Origin of the sequence: Collinsella sp. AM44-11, assembly GCF_003467145.1 — a bacterium.
Classification (GTDB): Bacteria; Actinomycetota; Coriobacteriia; order Coriobacteriales; family Coriobacteriaceae; genus Collinsella.
Genome location: NZ_QSFE01000013.1, coordinates 1 through 17009 on the forward strand (window position 1 = coordinate 1; position 17009 = coordinate 17009).

Here is a 17009-nt window from a genome sequence, read left to right on the forward strand (position 1 = left end):
GCCGGCCACCAGCCGAAGCTGATGCCCAAGGGCTCCGGCGTCCCCCTCGAGATAAGGATGCACGGGAGGAAGGGGGCCGAGCGCCTGCTCCGGCGACGCGAGGAGATGCTCGAAAGGGGCATGCCCCAGGCTAAGGCGAACGCGGCCACCGCGGCCGAGCTCGTGAGGTGGCTCTGGGCCCTCGGCATGATGTGCCGGGAGGGCGAGGAATAGACATAAGCCCCCGTCCCGGCGAGCCGGGCAGCCTTCGGGGACACCCCCGTTCTCGCTGTGCGCGCGGCGACCGCCGCATGCGCGAAGACAGACTAGGGGAACCCCGCCGAAGGAGAGGATTGCGGGCCGCCGGAGCGGTATCCGCGGATATGAGACTGAGCCGAAGGCGTCGATGACATGCCGGGGGCGGACCGGGACGGGTTAACGGCAGGCCCCGCCGACCGATTGCAAGCGGTCGGCGGGGCCATTGTGGCTCTTGACAGAGGATTGGGTCATATGAGCGAGCGGGCCGCATTTGAGACAAGGTGACGTGAAACGAAAGGGCGCTGACCTTCTGGTCGCGCCCTTGAAGTTGAACGTCAGATTGTCCAAATGCGACCCGCGCAGCGTCGAGCCGTTACGCGGTTTGGTAAAACCGCGTAACTAAACCCGCTCCGCGATCTCGTGGATGAGGTAGTCGGTCTTTTCCCAGCCCAAGCACGGGTCGGTGATCGACTTGCCAAAGACGCCGCCATCAACCGGCTGATTGCCGTCCTCAAGGTAAGACTCGATCATAAAGCCCTTGACCAGCTTGGAGATGGACTCGTTGCGGCGGCAGCTGTCGAGCACCTCCTTGCAAATGCGGTACTGCTCCAGCGGGCGCTTGCCCGAGTTGTCGTGGTTGCAGTCGATAACCGCCGCCGGGTTGGCGTAGCCGGCGTGCTCGGTGTAGCGCTCGGCCAGACGCTCGAGGTGCTCGTAGTGGTAATTGGGGTAGGTGCGACCGTCGAGGCCGATGTAGCCGCGCATAACGGCATGCGCGAGCGGGTTGCCGTCGCACTCGACTTCCCAGTTACGGAAGATAAAGCTCTGATGCGCCTGGGCGGCGTAGATGGAGTTGAGCATGACGGTGGTAGAACCGGCAGTGGGGTTCTTCATGCCCACCGGCACCGAAATGCCGCTCGACACCAAGCGATGCTCCTGGTTCTCGACCGAACGCGCGCCCACGGCGACGTAGCTCAACAGGTCGACGAGGTACTGGTAGTTGGACGGGTAGAGCATCTCGTCGGCAGTGAAGAAGCCAGTCTCCTCGATGACGCGCAGGTGCATGTGGCGAATGGCCTTAACGCCTTCGAGCAGATCGTCGGGCGCCTCGGGATCGGGGTTGTGCAGCAGGCCCTTGTAACCGGTGCCCTTGGTGCGAGGCTTGTTGGTGTAGACGCGCGGGATGATGATGAGCTTGTCCTTGACCTCCTCGGCGGTCTTGGCCAGTCGGTTCATGTACTCGAGGACCGAATCCTCGCGGTCGGCAGAGCACGGGCCGATGATGAGCACCTTGCGCGCGTCCTCGCCGGTAAAGACCTTGGCGACCTCGGCGTCGAATGCCTGCTTTTTGGCGGTAAGCTCGGCGGAAAGCGGCATTTCCTCGCGGATCTCCATGGGGATCGGCAGCCTGCGTTTGAAATCCATGGCCATAGGGGCCTCCTCAATCAATTGATGGCAACGAGAACATTGTCGAATGCTCGGCATTATCCGCTGTCGCACGCTAAAGTGCAAGCACGGCCAGCCAAAAAGGGAATGGATAACGCGAGGGCCCGCTTACCACGAGAGTGGATAATCTCCCGTTTTTGACCTATGTTCGCGCTAAAAGTGGGAGATTATCCACTCTCGTCGAGCAAGCGTCCGAAAATCCTCGCTCGTGGCCCCTTTTCCTCCGTCCCCGAGAGATCGAAGCTCGTCTACCGAATGGTTGATGCGGCAGCGGTGCGCCCATGTCACACTCAGAGGTGGCCTGACCCACCTTGGAAGGAGCCTCCATGAGCCTTGACAACGTAACCCTGCGCGCCGCCACGCTCGACGACCTGGCTGGCATCGCCGCCATCTACAACCAGCTGTGGTGCAACACGCTGCGCAACCGCGGCGACGTCGAAGCTGCCGATTTCTGCGCGCGCTTCAACATTGCCATGCAGCTGCAGCGCTCCCCCATCGCGCTCGTCGCCGAGGCAGAGGGCCGCATTATCGCCGCCTGCTGCATCGGTATCTTCGAGGACGGCAAGCCGCGCACCAACCCCACGTGGGAGTCCTGCTACAACGAGATGCTCGCCCAGGCAACCGAAATGGCAAAGGCTGCCGACGCCAAGCTCGAGGGCTCGCTCTTCGGCGACAGTCGCGAAAAGGCCACGGCGGATCGCTTTGCCGCCACAGGCAACGAGTATGCCCAGGGCCAGCTCAACCTGATCATCATCGTGCCCGAGTGGCAGGGCAAGGGGCTCGGCCGCGCGCTTATCGACCTTGCGCGCGCCGAGCTCGCCAAGGCAGGCTGCACCAAGTTCTTCCTGATGAGCGACTGCAACTCCGACTGGCAGTTCTACGAGCACCTCAACATGAAACGCATCCTGGAGGATCACAGCCAAGACACCGGCGACGGCTTTATCGTCTACATGTACGGAGGCGACACGCAGGATTAGCCTGAGTGCCGCCTCATGGGCTTTCTCCAAAACAGCCCAAACCAATCAGCCACGCCAAAAGGGACATGCCAAAAAGGGACAGGTTTATTTTGGCAGGTTTTATCTGGGCAAACGCCGACCGCCGCGGAGGAGCCACTCCACCTCGCGGCGGTCTTCTAACAGAAAAAACCAAGTGAGTAGACCTTTTGCAGGAGGTCAAGCACGCCCCAAAACGCCACAGCTCTGACCTGCGGCTTTATTGAGCATTTGTCGCGATGTGCTCGGCATATCCAAATTAGTCTACTCACTTGCATCTAAGACGCACCAGATAGGCAAAAAACCGCCGCAAAAGGGGCCGGTTCCCTTCGCGGCGGTCGTTAATACGCCGAGCCTGTTATCGCAAAAGCCAATCACGCGCCGAGACCACGCTACAGTCTTTCGACTCATACGTTGAATCCACGCGGGCCACAACATAGCGCGCATCTTTTGCAATGTCGATCTCATCGCATACAGCCCGTAAATGGCGGGCGTACTTATCGTGATACGTTCTGGATGATTTTATTTCGATAGCCTTGGGACTCCCTGAGTTTGTGCAGTCGAGCAAATCGATTTCTCGCTTGCCGTCGTCCCTATAGAAATACAACTCGGGATTCTCGCCCACGTTGAGATGGCTCTTCGCCGTTTCGGAAACGATGAGGTTTTCGAAAACTGCCCCCAGATAAGGGCTCTCCAAAAGTTGCTCCAGTGATCCAATTTTGAGCAAGTAGCAGAGCAGCCCCGTGTCGTAAAAATAAAGCTTGGGCGTTTTAGTCAAACGTTTCCTGGCATTTGCATAATAGGGCTGCAGTGAAAACGTCAGGTAGCTCTGCTCCAGGATAGACAACCAGCTTTTAATGGTCGATACGTTCACACCCGTATCTCGAGAAAGCGAAGATATATTAATGAGAGCACCGGCGCTCTGGGCAATTATGGACAGAAACTTATGAAACTCCGCTTTATTGCGCACGTCAAGCAAGCCCACAACATCGCGCTCAACATAGGTATCAATATAGCTGGGGAAATAAACCGAGGACGGCATTCCGGCGGAACGCAGGCGAGGGTATCCCCCTTCGAGCGCAAACAAATCCACTTCCAACTGCCCCTGCTGGCCCCTCTCCGCTTCTCGAAACGAAAATGGCAGCAATTTTAAGATCCCGACTCGCCCGGCAAGAGACTGGCCGATGCTTTTCATCATCAAAAAGTTTTGCGATCCCGTAAGGATGTATTGACCGGCGTCTCCCCGCTCATCCGAAACAACCTGAATCATCGAGAACAAATCCGGGGCGTATTGCGCCTCATCGATGATGAGTCCGCCCTTTCGGTTGCGGATAAAACTCACCGGATCCTCCAAGGCCGCGCGCCTCGTTTGGGGGTCCTCAAGCGTGACATAGGAATAGTCGGGAAAGGCATGCCTAACCAGCGTAGACTTACCGCTCTGCCTAGGCCCCGTCAACGACACAACAGGAAACCAACCCGCCATGCGAATGAGCAACTCATGCAAATCCCTGTTAATGTACTCGGCCATATCAACGCCCCTTATAACGCTGTTACCATAATCGTATAGTATCATTTGCCATAATCTTGCAGTAGCGTTTTCCATAATCTTATAGTAGTGTTTTCCACAATCTTTTAGTAGCCCAGTTCAAAAACGTTATTTATAGAGCCGAAATCTCAGACCCTAAATAACAATAGCCACCACAATGGGAACTGTCCCCATTGTGGTGGCTTGCAGGCGAGTTGACTTATTCGACTATCGCGGGCTGGCCGTGCCCGAGTCTAGAGCGTGGCAAGTCGCTTGGATTCGCGGACGGCGAGGGCGATGGAGATAAGACCAGTGATGGCGTCAGCCGCCACCAAGGCAAACCAGACACCCTGAACGCCCATCATGTTGCCAAGCAGGTACATAAGCGGCACGGAGCAGATCACGTAGCGGAGCAGACCGGTGAACGTGGCGATACCCACCTTCTCAACCGCCTGGAAGTACATCGACATGGTCATGGCAAGATAGCCCAGGGCCACGGCCAGGATAACGATGCGCGTGGCGTTGGCGGCAACCTCGACGAGCGCCGGGTCGCTACCAGCAAAAAAGGCGCAGACCGGCGTTGCGGCCACCCATAGCACAGCAGACACCGCAGCAAGCGTCACGACCTGGTACTTAAGCGTGCAGGAGAGCGTTTCCTTGAGGCGCGCCCACGCCTTGGCGCCGGCGTTGAAGGCGGCAATGGGCTGCAGGCCGTACGAGAAGCACTGGGCGACCATCATGGTAATGTAGAGGATGTAGCCGTTGATCACACCAAAGGCCGCGATGTAGAGCGAACCCATGTCGCCGCCGAGCTGGCCAAGCAACGAGTTGGCAACGGTGTTGAAGATGAACGTGGCAGCTTGCACCAAAAAGAACGGGAAACCAATCTTGATGATCTGGCCGCAGATGGCCATGTCGAGTTTGAGGTCGGCGGCGCTGATCTGGAGCTGCGACTTCTTACCGCCGATGAACCAGAAGATACCGATGGCCCAGATACCGATGGAAAGACCGTAGTACACGCCAGCTCCCATAACGCCAAGCTTGAGCACAAACGTGGAAAGCGCAAGCCAGCAGATAGCGACGATGGCAGACACGGTCATGAGGTTGGCCTGGATCTGAACCTTCTCGTCCACACGCATGACGGCGGTGACCATCTGACCAATGACCGTGAGCGGCAGCAGCACGGAGAAGGTGCGCACGCCGGCAACGGTATCGGCCATGATGTCGGGCGTGGCGCCGAAGAATGCGCAGATGGGCTCGGTAAACACAGCCATCACCACAGCAAGCAGCACACTCACAATCGTGGTAAGCCAAAAACCCTGGCTAAACGCCTTGCTGGCGCCCTTAATGTCGCCGGCACCCAAAAGGTTGCCCACCACGGCGGGCACGCCGGTGCCAAACAGGTTGCCAAAGGCCAGGTTAATGTACTCGACCGACATGATGATCGAAACACAGGCCAGGCCGTGTGCACCCAGGCCCCAACCCATCACGAGGCCCTCAAGGACCACCATGATAATCTGGGCGAGCATACCCTGGCCGGTGATGATGGTGTACTTGCGCACCAGGCCGGGAATCGGCTGCGAGGCAAGCTCACGCTCCTCCTCAACAGCGGCGGTCGTTTCTTCTGCCATTGTTCTCCCCTTTCCATGAGAGATTGATGAATGGATGCATGAATGGATGGGCGGCACGCACAGGCCGCGGCACCGCCCAGCGATGCAGCAGCCCCGCTAGGCCTCGTAGACCACCTTGCCGGCAATCATCGTGAGATGCGCCGTGGCCTCGAGGACCTCAGCCGGTTCGCAGTCAAAGAGGTTACGGTCGAGCACACAGATATCAGCCTGTTTGCCGCATGCGAGCGTACCGATGCGATCCTCGGCATGCATGGCGTAGGCGCTGCCGTAGGTGTAGGCGCGCAGGGCCTCGGCCATGGTGATGCGCTCCTGCGGGAACCACCCTTCTGGGTTGGAGCCGTCCTCGAGCATGCGGAAGACCGCGCCGTACACCTCCTCCATGGGCTCCAAGCCCACAACGGGGAAGTCACTGCCCAGGTGCACCACGGCACCGCTGGCAAGCAGGCTATGCAGGGGCCACGAAAGCGCAGCACGCTCGGGGCCCACGGCATCGTCCTTGGCAAGGTCAGACATATCGAGCAGCATGTGCCACGGCTGCATACCAGGGCATATACCCAGCTCGGCATAGCGCGGCAGATCCTCGGGCTGAACCGTCTCGTTGTGCTCCATGGAGTGGCGGCAACCCCGCTTACCATGCAAGCGCTCGCCCTCCTCAAAGCAATCAAGCACAAAACGCACCGAGCGATCGCCGATCGTATGGACGCGCGTGTCAACGCCCCATTCCTGCGCCCTGACAATGGCGGCACGGATGCGCTCTGGATCCTCCGCGGGCTCACCGCAGGTATCGGGCGCGTTGGAATAGGGTTCAAGCATCCAAGCGGTGTGGTCGGAGCACACGCCATCAAGAAACTGCTTAAAGCCGTGCCACTCGACCTGCGTACCCGAGAAGGCGTATTTCTCCTTGATCTGCTCGAGCGTTAAGGACTCGTTTTCGAACAGATCGGTGTACAGGAACACGCGCAGTGGCAAGTCGCCCTTGGCATTAAGACCTGCCAACACCGCATACGGGTTTTCCATGCTCACAAACGTAGGATTGACCATGCCGACCGTAGTGATTCCCAGGGCATTGGCGCGCCGGGCGGTTTTTGCAAACGACGCGTCAACAACCTCGGGCGCTGGGTCGTAGACCTCGTCCATAAAGAAGACGCCGGCGTTGTTGGAAAACACGCCCGTCAGATTGCCCTCGGCATCCTTAAGGATCTTGCCGCCTGCGGGATCGGGCGTCTGCGAAGTTACTCCCACCTTGTTGATGGCGCAGGTATTGGCACTAAAGGTATGCAGGTCAACCTGCTGCAGAAAGACCGGGCGGTCCGAGATGTACTCATCGATCATCGCGGCTGTGGGCATCTCGGGGACATCCCACTGGAACTGGATAATCTGGCAGCCCAGAATCCACTCGTTATCGGGATGGTCGGCCGCAAACGCCACGACACGTTCCATCGCCATCTCAAAACTGGTGCAGTCGATGAGGTTGACGGCAAAATCGGGGTCGGTCATAAACGCGCCCTGGGCAAAATGCGTGTGCGAGTCAATCAGGCCGGGCATGACGAGCTGGTCGCCAAAGTCGCGCACCTCGGTATCGGGACCGATAAACGGTGCCAGGTGAGCATCGTCACCGCAGGCAACAATCTTATCACCGCGCACGGCAACGCCGCCCTTAAACGGCTCGAGCCCATCGCCGGTAAAGACGGCGTTGCTCTTGATAACTACATCAGCCTTGTCCATGTGAGCCTCCTCAGGCATCTTTGGTTGCAACGCGGACGCACCGCCCGCGTGGGCACTCGGTTGGGAGCGTAGCGCTCCCGCATCGGCGCGTGCCTACAAGCCGTGCTCGGACGTCTGTCCCACGTCCGCGGCTTCGCGCTACACCCATTGATACACAGGGGCAAATCCGTGCCAAGGCCAGGGATCGCAAACGGTCAGTTTAAGCAGGTTTACACGCTTTACCTGCAGGTTTATTGTCTGAGATTATTACCGCGTCATTACGCCCAACGGCGTGCCCGCCCACACGGCAAGACCCGCATGCAAGGAAGAATAGGACTAGGAACGCCAAAAGGCATCTATGAGGTCATCTCGGTTGGAGACACCGCTTTTAACGTAGATGCGATGCAAGTGCGCCTTGACAGTGCCAGGGCTGATGACCAACTCGCTGGCGATGTTTTGGGCGTCGTTGCCCTTCAGCACCAGCGTGAGCACCTCCTGCTCGCGCCGCGACAGCTTATGGGCATCGGCATAGATCACAACGCGTGATGCTAGATCGTCCCCAGAGCGTGCGCTCTCGGCCGCCACGTCCTCATCGGCACGCGGATGACGGGCATACACGCGCAGGATATGGCTAAACTGGCAAAAGAGTTGGACCGCGCATGCCATGAGCAGCACGTTTTCGGAGATATTGCGCTCGGACAGATACCACAAAAAGAGGCTGATGACGGGGTTTTGAGAGTCGGGGCGACAGAGCAAAATCATGTAGGTGTCCTCGGCGATTACGCAAAACGCAAGAACGAGTGCCACCTTCCAAAAGAGCTTTGAGCGGTCGAGGTCGAGTTTCTCAACACGCGTGGCCCTGTGCCGGTAATGCCAGGCGGCATAGGCAAGACATCCTACATTGCCCAGGTCACGCGTGAGCCAAAAGAGATACTGCTGCATCTCTCCGGCAGCACCGCTGCGAGGCACCAGCACCAATTGCAAGATTGAAAACGGCACGATAGCAAGTCCGAGCATGCGCGACGTCGGCCTTTTGCGCAAGCGCGCAAACATCCACAGTACCACGCAGGCATAGATGGCAATACCGAGCACGCAGCGCAGCAAGGGGTGCTGCAACGGCTCGCTAAAGGTAACAGCGTAGTCGTATTTGAGCCGATTGTACTCGTCAAAAAAAATGACCGACATATCGAGCATGTAAAGCAAAAAGCCCGCCGCGGCCACCAGGCTGTCGCGACGGCGCGTCATGAGCCAAACCACCAATGCCACGGTACTGGTCACCAGAGCCACACCCATGATAATCGTGGTGTAGATATAGAACGCGAAACTCATGCCCGCCTCCCCTGTCTAGATGCCGTGAGGATGTTGACAGATTCTTTGCCGCAAGATTAGACTCACCGATTAAACGTACTGTATCGTTTAGATAAACAAGCTGTGTCTCACCGATGAAAGGAGATGCCATGGCGCCTATCGCACCGCTCAAAATACTCGTTGCCCCTGCCGCCAAGGCCATCGTCCACCTGTGCGACTCACTTACCTACAATGACGTCCCCTGTGTCGTCGAAGAGCGTTCGGACAGCTGCCCCTATCTGGGCCACGTCCCCTTCTTTGCGCCTAAGCTCGTTTCCGATCCCGAGCACCGCGAACAGTAATCCAAGATGCACCAAGCGCTGCGCAACTCGCGGCGCTTACTGTTTTGGTGCAAAGTAACCTGACCCCCGTGCACCAACGCCGGGATTGTCGACGCTTCGGCCGCGGCGCGATATGAGGCGCGAAACCTCGCCCAATAACAGGCCAATCACTACGCCCGCGAGAATCGGCAACTTTGCCATCTCGGCAGGTGAGCTGTTGAGCGGCACAATCGTAGCAACAATCGAAAGCACGAGCTCCACCACGGGAATCGCAAGCGCCACCGCGAGCACCTTGCCCTCGAAAGGCGCACGGAACACACGCGAGCGATTATCGTGCTTGCGCAGACGCCAAAACGCTGGGAACATGGGGATATAGCTCATGAGCAGAAAGACGACGTTCATCGAGAAGAAGACCCAAAAGACGTCGGAACCCTCACCCAGCGGAATCTGGAGCAGCAGCACCAGACTGGCAAAACAGCCGTTAATGAGCGCCGAGCCGTTGGGCATGCCGGTCTTTTTGGACACCAACGCAAAGGGACGCGGCATGTTGCCATGGCGCGCGGCATAGCTCGCTACGTTGTTGACGCCAAAGCTCCAGCAGATCATATTGGCGAACAGCGTCACCAAAAAGGCCACGCCCACGACCATCGTCAGCGGGTGGGTGCGCCCCACCATAGCGGCGACTGCGTCCACAATGCCCGAATCGAGTGAAAGATGCTCGGTGGGAACCGCGGCTCCAATGCCAATGCCACAGATGATGTAGATCGCCGCAATGGCCACGCCACCGGCAATAACCGCCTTGGGGATATCACGCGACGGGTTCTTCATCGTGCTGGCAAAGGTCGCGACCACTTCGAAGCCCATAAAGTTGAACAGGATAATCGATAGGTACGTCAACGAATTGGTGTCGCCCAGATCTGGAATGAAGGTCTTAAACGACATGTCGTTGGCAAAGCCGTTATTGCAGGCAAACCAAATGCCGACGATTCCCACCACAGCGGTAATGAGCACCTTGATGACGGCGCCGCCGTCCATGACCCAATCTGCCTCGGCCACCGGCTGCATTGCCATGACCGTGACGCCCCACACAAAGACAATCTCGATGGCGATTCGGATCCCGAGTGAAAACTCGATACCCCACACCGCATTAATGACACTGGGGAACATGCAGGCGATACTTGCCACCCACAGCGGAAAGTTAACCCAGTAGCACCAAGAGCAACGGGCGCCCCAACGGTCGCCCAGGCCCAAGCGAACCCAATCGTACAGGCCGCCCTCGGAATCAAACGCCGTACCCAGCTCGGCCACCACCAGACCATAGGGAAGCAAAAACGTAATGATAAGGAAGATCCACCAGAAGAACTGCACGTTGCCCATGGCAGATGCCGGAGCCGCCGCCTCGATGGTAAACACGACGCAGATAACCGAAAGGATGACCTCGATCAGGGAGAACTTTTTACCTGCCATGGCGCGCTCCCCCTACAGCAAAAAGGATGGCATCTGTACCGAAGGCGCAGCCCAAGGTAGGGTTGCAGGCCGCGTCACCGGTGCAGGTGCCATCCCAGAGAGAGGAGAGGATGCATTTGTTGGACCAACGCTCGCGGAACAGGCGCGTGTAGATAACGATACGCTGGTACATAGATACTCCGATCAAAACGGCCGCGTTCACGACCGATAACTTTCGGCAATTGAAGACGCGTCTGACCTGGGAAATTCAAGCGAACAATTGGCCTAACCCGCAAAAAATCCCAGGCCAGACGCGTACTCAATCAAAGAAAAGGGCACTCCGAAGTGGAGGCAACGGAGTGCCCAAAGAAAACCCAACCGACCAAGACATCGGGCAAGCCGACCATCAATGCCCCAAGATGGTTCGATTCGCCGATTGTCCGATTGATCGGCTGGGTTTTCGAGGTGCCCCAGGTCGCCGCGAAAGAGGAGCGAAGCGTACTTTGGTACGCGAGCGACGGTTTGAGCGGCGAGATGGGGTGCCTCGGAAAGTCAGACGATTAAGCGGACGGCTCCTGCTGGGTAATGCAGTGGATATTGCCGCCGCCGAAGACGACCTGCTCGGACTGGACGCCGACGCACTTGTAGACGCCCTCGCCCCAGACCTCGTCGTAAATCTTCTGGAGCGTGTCAACGGCCAGCTGGTCGTTCTCGTCGCCGTACTGCGGGACGATAACGCCGTGGTTGGTGACCAGGTAGTTCATGTAAGAGGCGATCAGCGGCTCGTCGGGGACGCGCGGCTCGGCGTTCTCGTCGGCGTCGATGGTGTCGCAGGAAGCCTGGTCCATGAACAGCGGGTTCACGGGCATGCAGAGCTTGTAGACCTTCATCTTGCGGCCCTTAGCGTCAACGGCGTTGGAGAGGGTCTCGTAGGCAGCGTGGCACTGCTCGTAGAACGGATACTCGGGATCGTCGGTCCAGATGCAGGCCATGACGCCCGGAGCGATGAACGTGGCGACGTCATCGATGTGGCCGTTGGTCTCCTCGGGGTCGATGCCCTCCTTGACCCAGATGACCTTCTCGACACCCAGGTAATCCTTGAGGTGCTCGTCCATATAGGCGCGAAGCTCCTCGCTCCAGGGCTCAAACTTCTTGTGGAACTTGGGCCAGATGGACTCGGGATCCTCTTCCTCCTCCAGAACCGCAGAGCAGGTGCGGCCCGGGGAAAGCAGGCACTGGTCGGTCACGACAAGGGTGCCCTCGCCGTCGACGGTGATGGAGCCGCCCTCGAGGATCATGTCATCGGGACGATAGCGACGGCAGCCGGAGAGCTCAGCCATCTTAAGGGCGATCTGCTCGTCCTTGTCCCACGGGAAATAGAGGCCATCCACAAGGCCACCGTAAGCGTTGAAGTGCCAGTGGTTGGCGCGCTTCTCGCCCTTGCCGTTGATGACGTAGGTGGCGGCGGTGTCGCGGAACCAGGCGTCGTCGGTGGTCATCTCGATGACGGTGACGTTCTCGTCCTCCTCGAAGACGGCCTTGCAGTTGGCATAGTCGACCTGGTTGGCGCACATGGTAACCGGGGTGAACTCGGCGATGGCGCGGGCGATGGCGGCATACTGCTTCTGAGCCGGCTTGGCGCCGTGGGCCCAGGTGTCGGTGCGGTGGGGCCAACCCATCCACACGCGATCCTGCGGGGCGAACTCAGCGGGCATAAAGAAGCCGTCGGCCTTGGGGGTGGACTCGGACTCGGTGATCGTACGCATAAGATTTCCTCCAAATCGAACGATCGCTTGCCGCGGGCGGGTTGCCCGCAGCCTAAAACCAAGAGATGGTAGGCGCCCGTTCCTCGGCAAAGGTCGGGGCGCCCGACGCCGGTTTTCACGGAATCGCACCGGCAAGCGACGACGTAACCAAGTGCGCGGAGACAAAACGCACGAAGGATACGGAAGAGAGATTGGGGTGGGCGGTGGTTACCGGAGCTATCGCTCACACCCACCCCGGGGAATGGTTAGCAAACCTGTCGCTTGGGCACGTCTCCGAAGAGGCTAGAGTGCCCGGAGTCGGGAGCGACAAGCCCGACGAAGCGCACGTTGGTACGCGAGGAGGGTTGGAGCCCCAGAACCGGGTGCTCTAGTTCTCCTCGGCCTCGGCGGCCTCCTCAGCGAGACGCTGAGCTGCCAGCTCGGGAGTGAGGCCCTTGTACTCGGTCTCGCGGCCCTTGGCGCTGACGACGCGGACAACCTCGCCGATGAGCAGAAGCACGATGAAGATAACGATCATCGGGAGCTTGTCGCCAATCTCGGCGGCGGAGAGCGGCACCAGCGTTGCAACGATGGCCAGGATCAGCTCGATGCAAGGGATGGCCAGCATGACCTTCATCATGGCGCCCTTAAACGGGAACGTGAAGATACGCTCGCGGTCGGGGTCGTTCTTGCGAAGGTTGAGGAACGCCGGGAACATCGGGATGTAGGTCAGCAGCAGGAAGACGACGGAGGTGCCGAAGAGCATCCAGAAGACGCCGTTGGAGATGGCGTCGATGGGAACGAGCTGCAAACACAGCACCAGGGAGGCAACGATGGCGTTGACCAGGTTGGCTCCGTTGGGCATGTCGTCATCCGAAATCATCGAGGCGAAGACCTTGGGCATGTTGCCGTGCTCGGCAGCGTAGCGGGCGACGGAGTTGACGCCGAAGGACCAGGCGGCCATGTTGGCGAACAGGGTGATCAGGAAGGCGATGCAGATGACCTTGAAGATCATGGAGTCGCCCACCATGGTCTGGACTGCGACAATCATGCCATAGTCGGGGTCGATGGAATCGGCCGGCACAGCAGCGCCGATGCCAAAGCCAGCGAACAGGTAGATCACGGCGATGGACAGGCCACCGACGATGATAGCCTTGGGGATATCGCGAGCGGGATCGGCCATGTCGTCGGTCATGGTGCAGATAACCTCGAAGCCCATGAAGTTAAAGATGATGATCGACAGGTAGCCGAGAGCGTTGGTGTTGGTGAGCTCGGGCAGGAAGGTGGCAGCGGACATGTCGTTCGCAAAACCGTTCTCCATGGCATACCAAATGCCCAAAGCGCCAACGATAACGGCGACGGCGACCTTGATGATGGCGCCACCGTTAAGGACCCACTCGGAGTCGGCCGCCTTGGAGCGGCCCATGAGGTAGACGATCCACACAAAGGCAAGATCGATACCCATCTTGGCGATCAAGTTGAACTCGACGCCAAAGACCATGCCCAAAATGTCGGGGAACATGGTAGCCAGCGAGGCGATCCACAGCGGGTAGTTGACCCAGTAGTAATACGAGATGCGGGCGCCCCATTTGTCGCCCAGGCCATCGCGTACCCAGTCGTAAATGCCGCCCTCGCCGTCATAGGTGGTACCGAGCTCGGCGACAACCATGCCGTAGGGAAGCAGGAAGGTCAGGATCAGGAAGATCCACCAGAAGAACTGCTGGTTGCCAATGGCAGCAGCAGGAGCGGCGGCCTCGCAAACGAAGACGACGCAGATGATGGTCGAAATGACCGTCAAGAAGGAAAGCTTTTTCTTTCCGTCGCTCATGATGAGCTCCTTCGCTCAGTCTTGGACAGATCCGAGGCCCAAGGTACTAAGGCAATTGCCTGAGCCTCGGTGAGCGGACGACAGGAGACGAGCATCCGCCGCCCGCAAACGTGCGTTTAGCAGGCTTAAGGCTTAGAGCTGCTCGAGAGCCTCGAGAGCGGCGTGAAGCTCGGCCTTGGCGGAGTACTCGACACCCTCGTCGTTGAGCGGGGTGCGCTTGCCCAGGGCAGCGAGGAGAGCACGGATGGAGTGCTTGCGGTTCTCGGCCTCGACCCAGCACAGGGAGCGCTCGGGATCGTCCATAACCTCGTCGACGACTTCCTCGTTGCGAGTGGCCGGCAGGCAGTGCATGAACTTGGAGTTGGGGCCGGCGAAGTTCATCATGTCCATGGTGACCTGATACTTGGGGTAGAACACGTCCATGTAGTTCTCGCCCGAGACCTCCTCGTCGTACAGGCCATACCACACGTCGGTGTAGATGAAGTCGGCGCCCTTGATGCACTCGATGTCGTCGGAGATGACGACGGAGCCGCCGGAGACCTTGCAGTTCTCCTCGGCGATGGCCATCATCTGCTTGCCGAACTCGGCGCGCTCCTCAACGGTGCCAACGTGCAGGCCGCCGTCGGGGATCTGGTGGCCCTTGGGTCCAAACTGGACAAACTTCATGCCGACCTTGGAGGCGATGAACATGAGGGAGACGCAGACCTGGGTGGCGTCGCCGATGAAGGCCAGGGTGCAGTCCTCGATCTTCTTGCCCTCGGGGAGGTTCTCGAGCATGGTCATGAGGTCGCCCATCTCCTGCGTGGGATGGTTGAACTCGGACATGCCGTTGATGACGGGGGCAGCGGAGCCCTCGGCGAGGCCGGCGACGTCCTTGTGACGGTCGACGCGAGCCATCATGATGTCGAGCAGCGAGCCCATAACGCGAGCGGTGTCGCCCAGGGACTCGTGACCACCGAGCTGGATGGTGCCAGGGCCATAGAACTGAGCGTGGCCGCCGAGGTCGGTCATAGCGGTCTCGAAGGAAAGACGGGTGCGGGTGGAAACCTGCTGGAAGATCATGCCGAGGCTCTTGTTGCGGAGCAGGTGCGGATAATAACCGTCGACCTTGATGGCCTTCTTCATTGCCAGGCCAAGATCCTCGATAGCCATGATCTGCTCTTTGGTGAAGTCGTTGGTGTCGATGAAATCCTTAGGCAGCGCCATGTCGATTCCTTTCCGCCGGTCGTGCCGACTATTGCTATGAGGCGCTCGAACATCACGCCTCGTGTTGACAAGACCATCATTCACCCGTATGCAATTTTTACCTAGTTTATTCGGGATTAAAGACCGTTCACGGAGTTACACCCCCTCTAAACCAATATAAACCCGCAGGTAGCCAGCTTGCAGGGGGTTTACTATCTAGAACCGCGAACGGTATACGGCTATGCTGTATCTCGGCGCCTAATCCGCAATGGAACGAAGGGTTGAGACGTCTATATCCCACAAGGTATACAGGGCTCGGCCATAGATGAAATGAAATGGGGCGGTGGCAGATGAACACCCTGATGTTCTTCTATACCCTAGCGATACTCGTGATCTGTATTGTGACGGCAGTGCTTTCGCTTGCCGCCTATGCCTCGTCTCGTCGACGCTTCTTTATCTATGGCAGCGGCGTTTTTATTTGCTATGCCATCGAGATGACCGAGATCTTCTTTTTTGAATACACGTTGCAAAACCAGAGTTTTCCAGCCAGCGACTATTACTCAATTACCATGCCTGTGTTGCGGACCCTTGTGGCGACCGCTTCACAAGCTTTTATCTGGCTCATTGCCATGGACTTGCTCGACAAACATTCAAAAAAGCAGTTTGTTATTCCCGTCGCAACGTTCTTCCTGAGCGAGCTGCTGATCATTGTCGCTGTCCCCTACGGCCCCATACATCAATGGCTCTACTACACGATGCGTCAGGTATTCCTTGTATTTGTGGGACTGTATATCTTTTGGACGGCGCATAAAAGCACGCAGGTCGAGCTTAAGGCGCGCGTCAACAATCAACGAAAGCACCTCATTATCGGCGCCATTCTGGTCGGGTGCATCGTTGCCGAGGATTTCTACAACATCCTTGTTGTTCCCATGAGCCTGGCACCCTCTTGGCTGCAGCTGTACCTGTCCGAGCGCAACTTTAGCGAGAACATCTTTGCGTGCTACTTTGCGATTCTGCTGATCATCTATGCCTATCACGTGCTTTCGATTCGCATGCAGGAGGCGCCCGAGGAAAAGAACGTCAGCGATCTTGATCGACACATCGAAGAGCAGATGCCCTTCTATCGCAACGCCTACAAGCTCTCCAACCGCGAAACCGAAGTCATGCGTCTGGTTGTGTTGGGCAAATCGAACCAAGAGATCGCTGACGAGCTCTTCCTTGCCGTGGGTACCGTCAAGACCCACATCCACAACATCCTGGTCAAAACCGAGCAGCAAAACCGTACGACCCTGATCCTCCACTTTTGGAAACGATAACCTACCAAAAAGGGACAGGTTTATTTTGGCAGGTTTTATCTGGGCAAATGCCAAAACCGCCGCGAGGGAGCTACTTTCCCTCGCGGCGGTTTTCTAGCAGTAAAACCAAGTGAGTAGGCTTTTGGCGGGATGCCGAGCACGCCCCAAAACGCCACAGCCCTGACCTGCGGTTTTGTTGAGCGTTTGTCGCAATGTGCTCGGCAGATCCAAAAAAGTCTACTCACTTAGTTTTGAGATGCATCAGGCGGGCAAAAAACCGCCGCGAAGGGGGCCCGGCTTCCTTCGCGGCGTTTGTTCGCTGTGGTTATGCGGCGGTTTTGCCCGCT

14 protein-coding genes are annotated in these 17009 nt (G+C 58.3%); 4 read left to right on the forward strand and 10 right to left on the reverse strand.

Translation table 11 applies throughout. The features are described 5' to 3' along the window. The coding region (locus DW943_RS10500) for a hypothetical protein (RefSeq protein ID WP_370448076.1) at window positions 1–213 on the forward strand (213 nt) is incomplete at its 5' end. Window positions 214–636: 423 nt separating this feature from the next. Here the strand turns inward: DW943_RS10500 and DW943_RS08275 are convergent. Further along, window positions 637–1668: a 3-deoxy-7-phosphoheptulonate synthase gene (locus tag DW943_RS08275; protein WP_117862735.1), complete on the reverse strand. Its 1032-nt coding sequence runs from the start codon at window positions 1666–1668 to the stop codon at window positions 637–639. 341 nt (window positions 1669–2009) lie between these two features. Here DW943_RS08275 and DW943_RS08280 point away from each other — a divergent pair, with 341 nt between their 5' ends. Further along, entirely contained in the window at window positions 2010–2660 is a 651-nt protein-coding gene (locus tag DW943_RS08280; RefSeq protein WP_117862736.1) for a GNAT family N-acetyltransferase, read from the forward strand. A 373-nt stretch (window positions 2661–3033) separates the two neighbouring features. Here DW943_RS08280 and DW943_RS08285 read toward each other — a convergent pair whose 3' ends face one another. The 4 genes from DW943_RS08285 to DW943_RS08300 form a co-directional block, all read right to left on the reverse strand. Continuing rightward, window positions 3034–4203 carry an ATP-binding protein gene (locus DW943_RS08285; protein ID WP_199572854.1) on the reverse strand — a complete coding sequence of 390 codons (1170 nt, stop codon included), beginning with the start codon at window positions 4201–4203 and terminating at the stop codon, window positions 3034–3036. A 251-nt stretch (window positions 4204–4454) separates the two neighbouring features. Next, window positions 4455–5831 (reverse strand): MATE family efflux transporter, encoded by a 1377-nt coding sequence (locus tag DW943_RS08290; RefSeq protein WP_089572364.1) that lies wholly within the window; start codon window positions 5829–5831, stop codon window positions 4455–4457. A 96-nt stretch (window positions 5832–5927) separates the two neighbouring features. Further along, window positions 5928–7556 (reverse strand): amidohydrolase, encoded by a 1629-nt coding sequence (locus DW943_RS08295; RefSeq protein WP_158566141.1) that lies wholly within the window; start codon window positions 7554–7556, stop codon window positions 5928–5930. A gap of 315 nt (window positions 7557–7871) precedes the next feature. Next, the gene (locus tag DW943_RS08300; RefSeq protein WP_117862738.1) at window positions 7872–8864 is read right to left on the reverse strand and encodes a helix-turn-helix transcriptional regulator; all 993 of its coding nucleotides are present in this window, start codon (window positions 8862–8864) and stop codon (window positions 7872–7874) included. A 128-nt stretch (window positions 8865–8992) separates the two neighbouring features. Here DW943_RS08300 and DW943_RS08305 point away from each other — a divergent pair, with 128 nt between their 5' ends. Next, entirely contained in the window at window positions 8993–9184 is a 192-nt protein-coding gene (locus tag DW943_RS08305; protein WP_117640166.1) for a hypothetical protein, read from the forward strand. Between the two features lie 36 nt (window positions 9185–9220). Here DW943_RS08305 and DW943_RS08310 read toward each other — a convergent pair whose 3' ends face one another. The 5 genes from DW943_RS08310 to ptcA all read right to left on the reverse strand — a co-directional run bounded on the left by DW943_RS08310 (window position 9221) and on the right by ptcA (window position 15388). Continuing rightward, window positions 9221–10630, reverse strand: coding sequence for an APC family permease (locus tag DW943_RS08310; RefSeq protein ID WP_117862739.1), 1410 nt, complete (start codon window positions 10628–10630; stop codon window positions 9221–9223). Next, on the reverse strand, window positions 10620–10802 hold the full coding sequence (locus DW943_RS10505; RefSeq protein WP_117637033.1) for a hypothetical protein: 183 nt from the start codon (window positions 10800–10802) through the stop codon (window positions 10620–10622). Before DW943_RS10505 ends, DW943_RS08310 begins: the two co-directional genes overlap by 11 nt. Window positions 10803–11169: 367 nt before the next feature. After that, on the reverse strand, window positions 11170–12375 hold the full coding sequence (locus tag DW943_RS08320; protein WP_089572369.1) for an agmatine deiminase family protein: 1206 nt from the start codon (window positions 12373–12375) through the stop codon (window positions 11170–11172). 367 nt (window positions 12376–12742) lie between these two features. Continuing rightward, complete coding sequence (locus DW943_RS08330; protein ID WP_117862740.1) at window positions 12743–14182, reverse strand: APC family permease; 1440 nt, start codon at window positions 14180–14182, stop codon at window positions 12743–12745. Window positions 14183–14314: 132 nt separating this feature from the next. After that, a complete protein-coding gene (gene ptcA, locus DW943_RS08335; RefSeq protein WP_117862741.1) occupies window positions 14315–15388 on the reverse strand; it encodes a putrescine carbamoyltransferase in 1074 nt (357 codons plus the stop codon). Between the two features lie 329 nt (window positions 15389–15717). Between ptcA and DW943_RS08340 the strand changes: the two genes are divergently transcribed. Then, window positions 15718–16683, forward strand: a complete 966-nt coding sequence (locus DW943_RS08340; RefSeq protein ID WP_158566143.1) for a response regulator transcription factor — start codon at window positions 15718–15720, stop codon at window positions 16681–16683. Window positions 16684–17009: the final 326 nt, after the last annotated feature.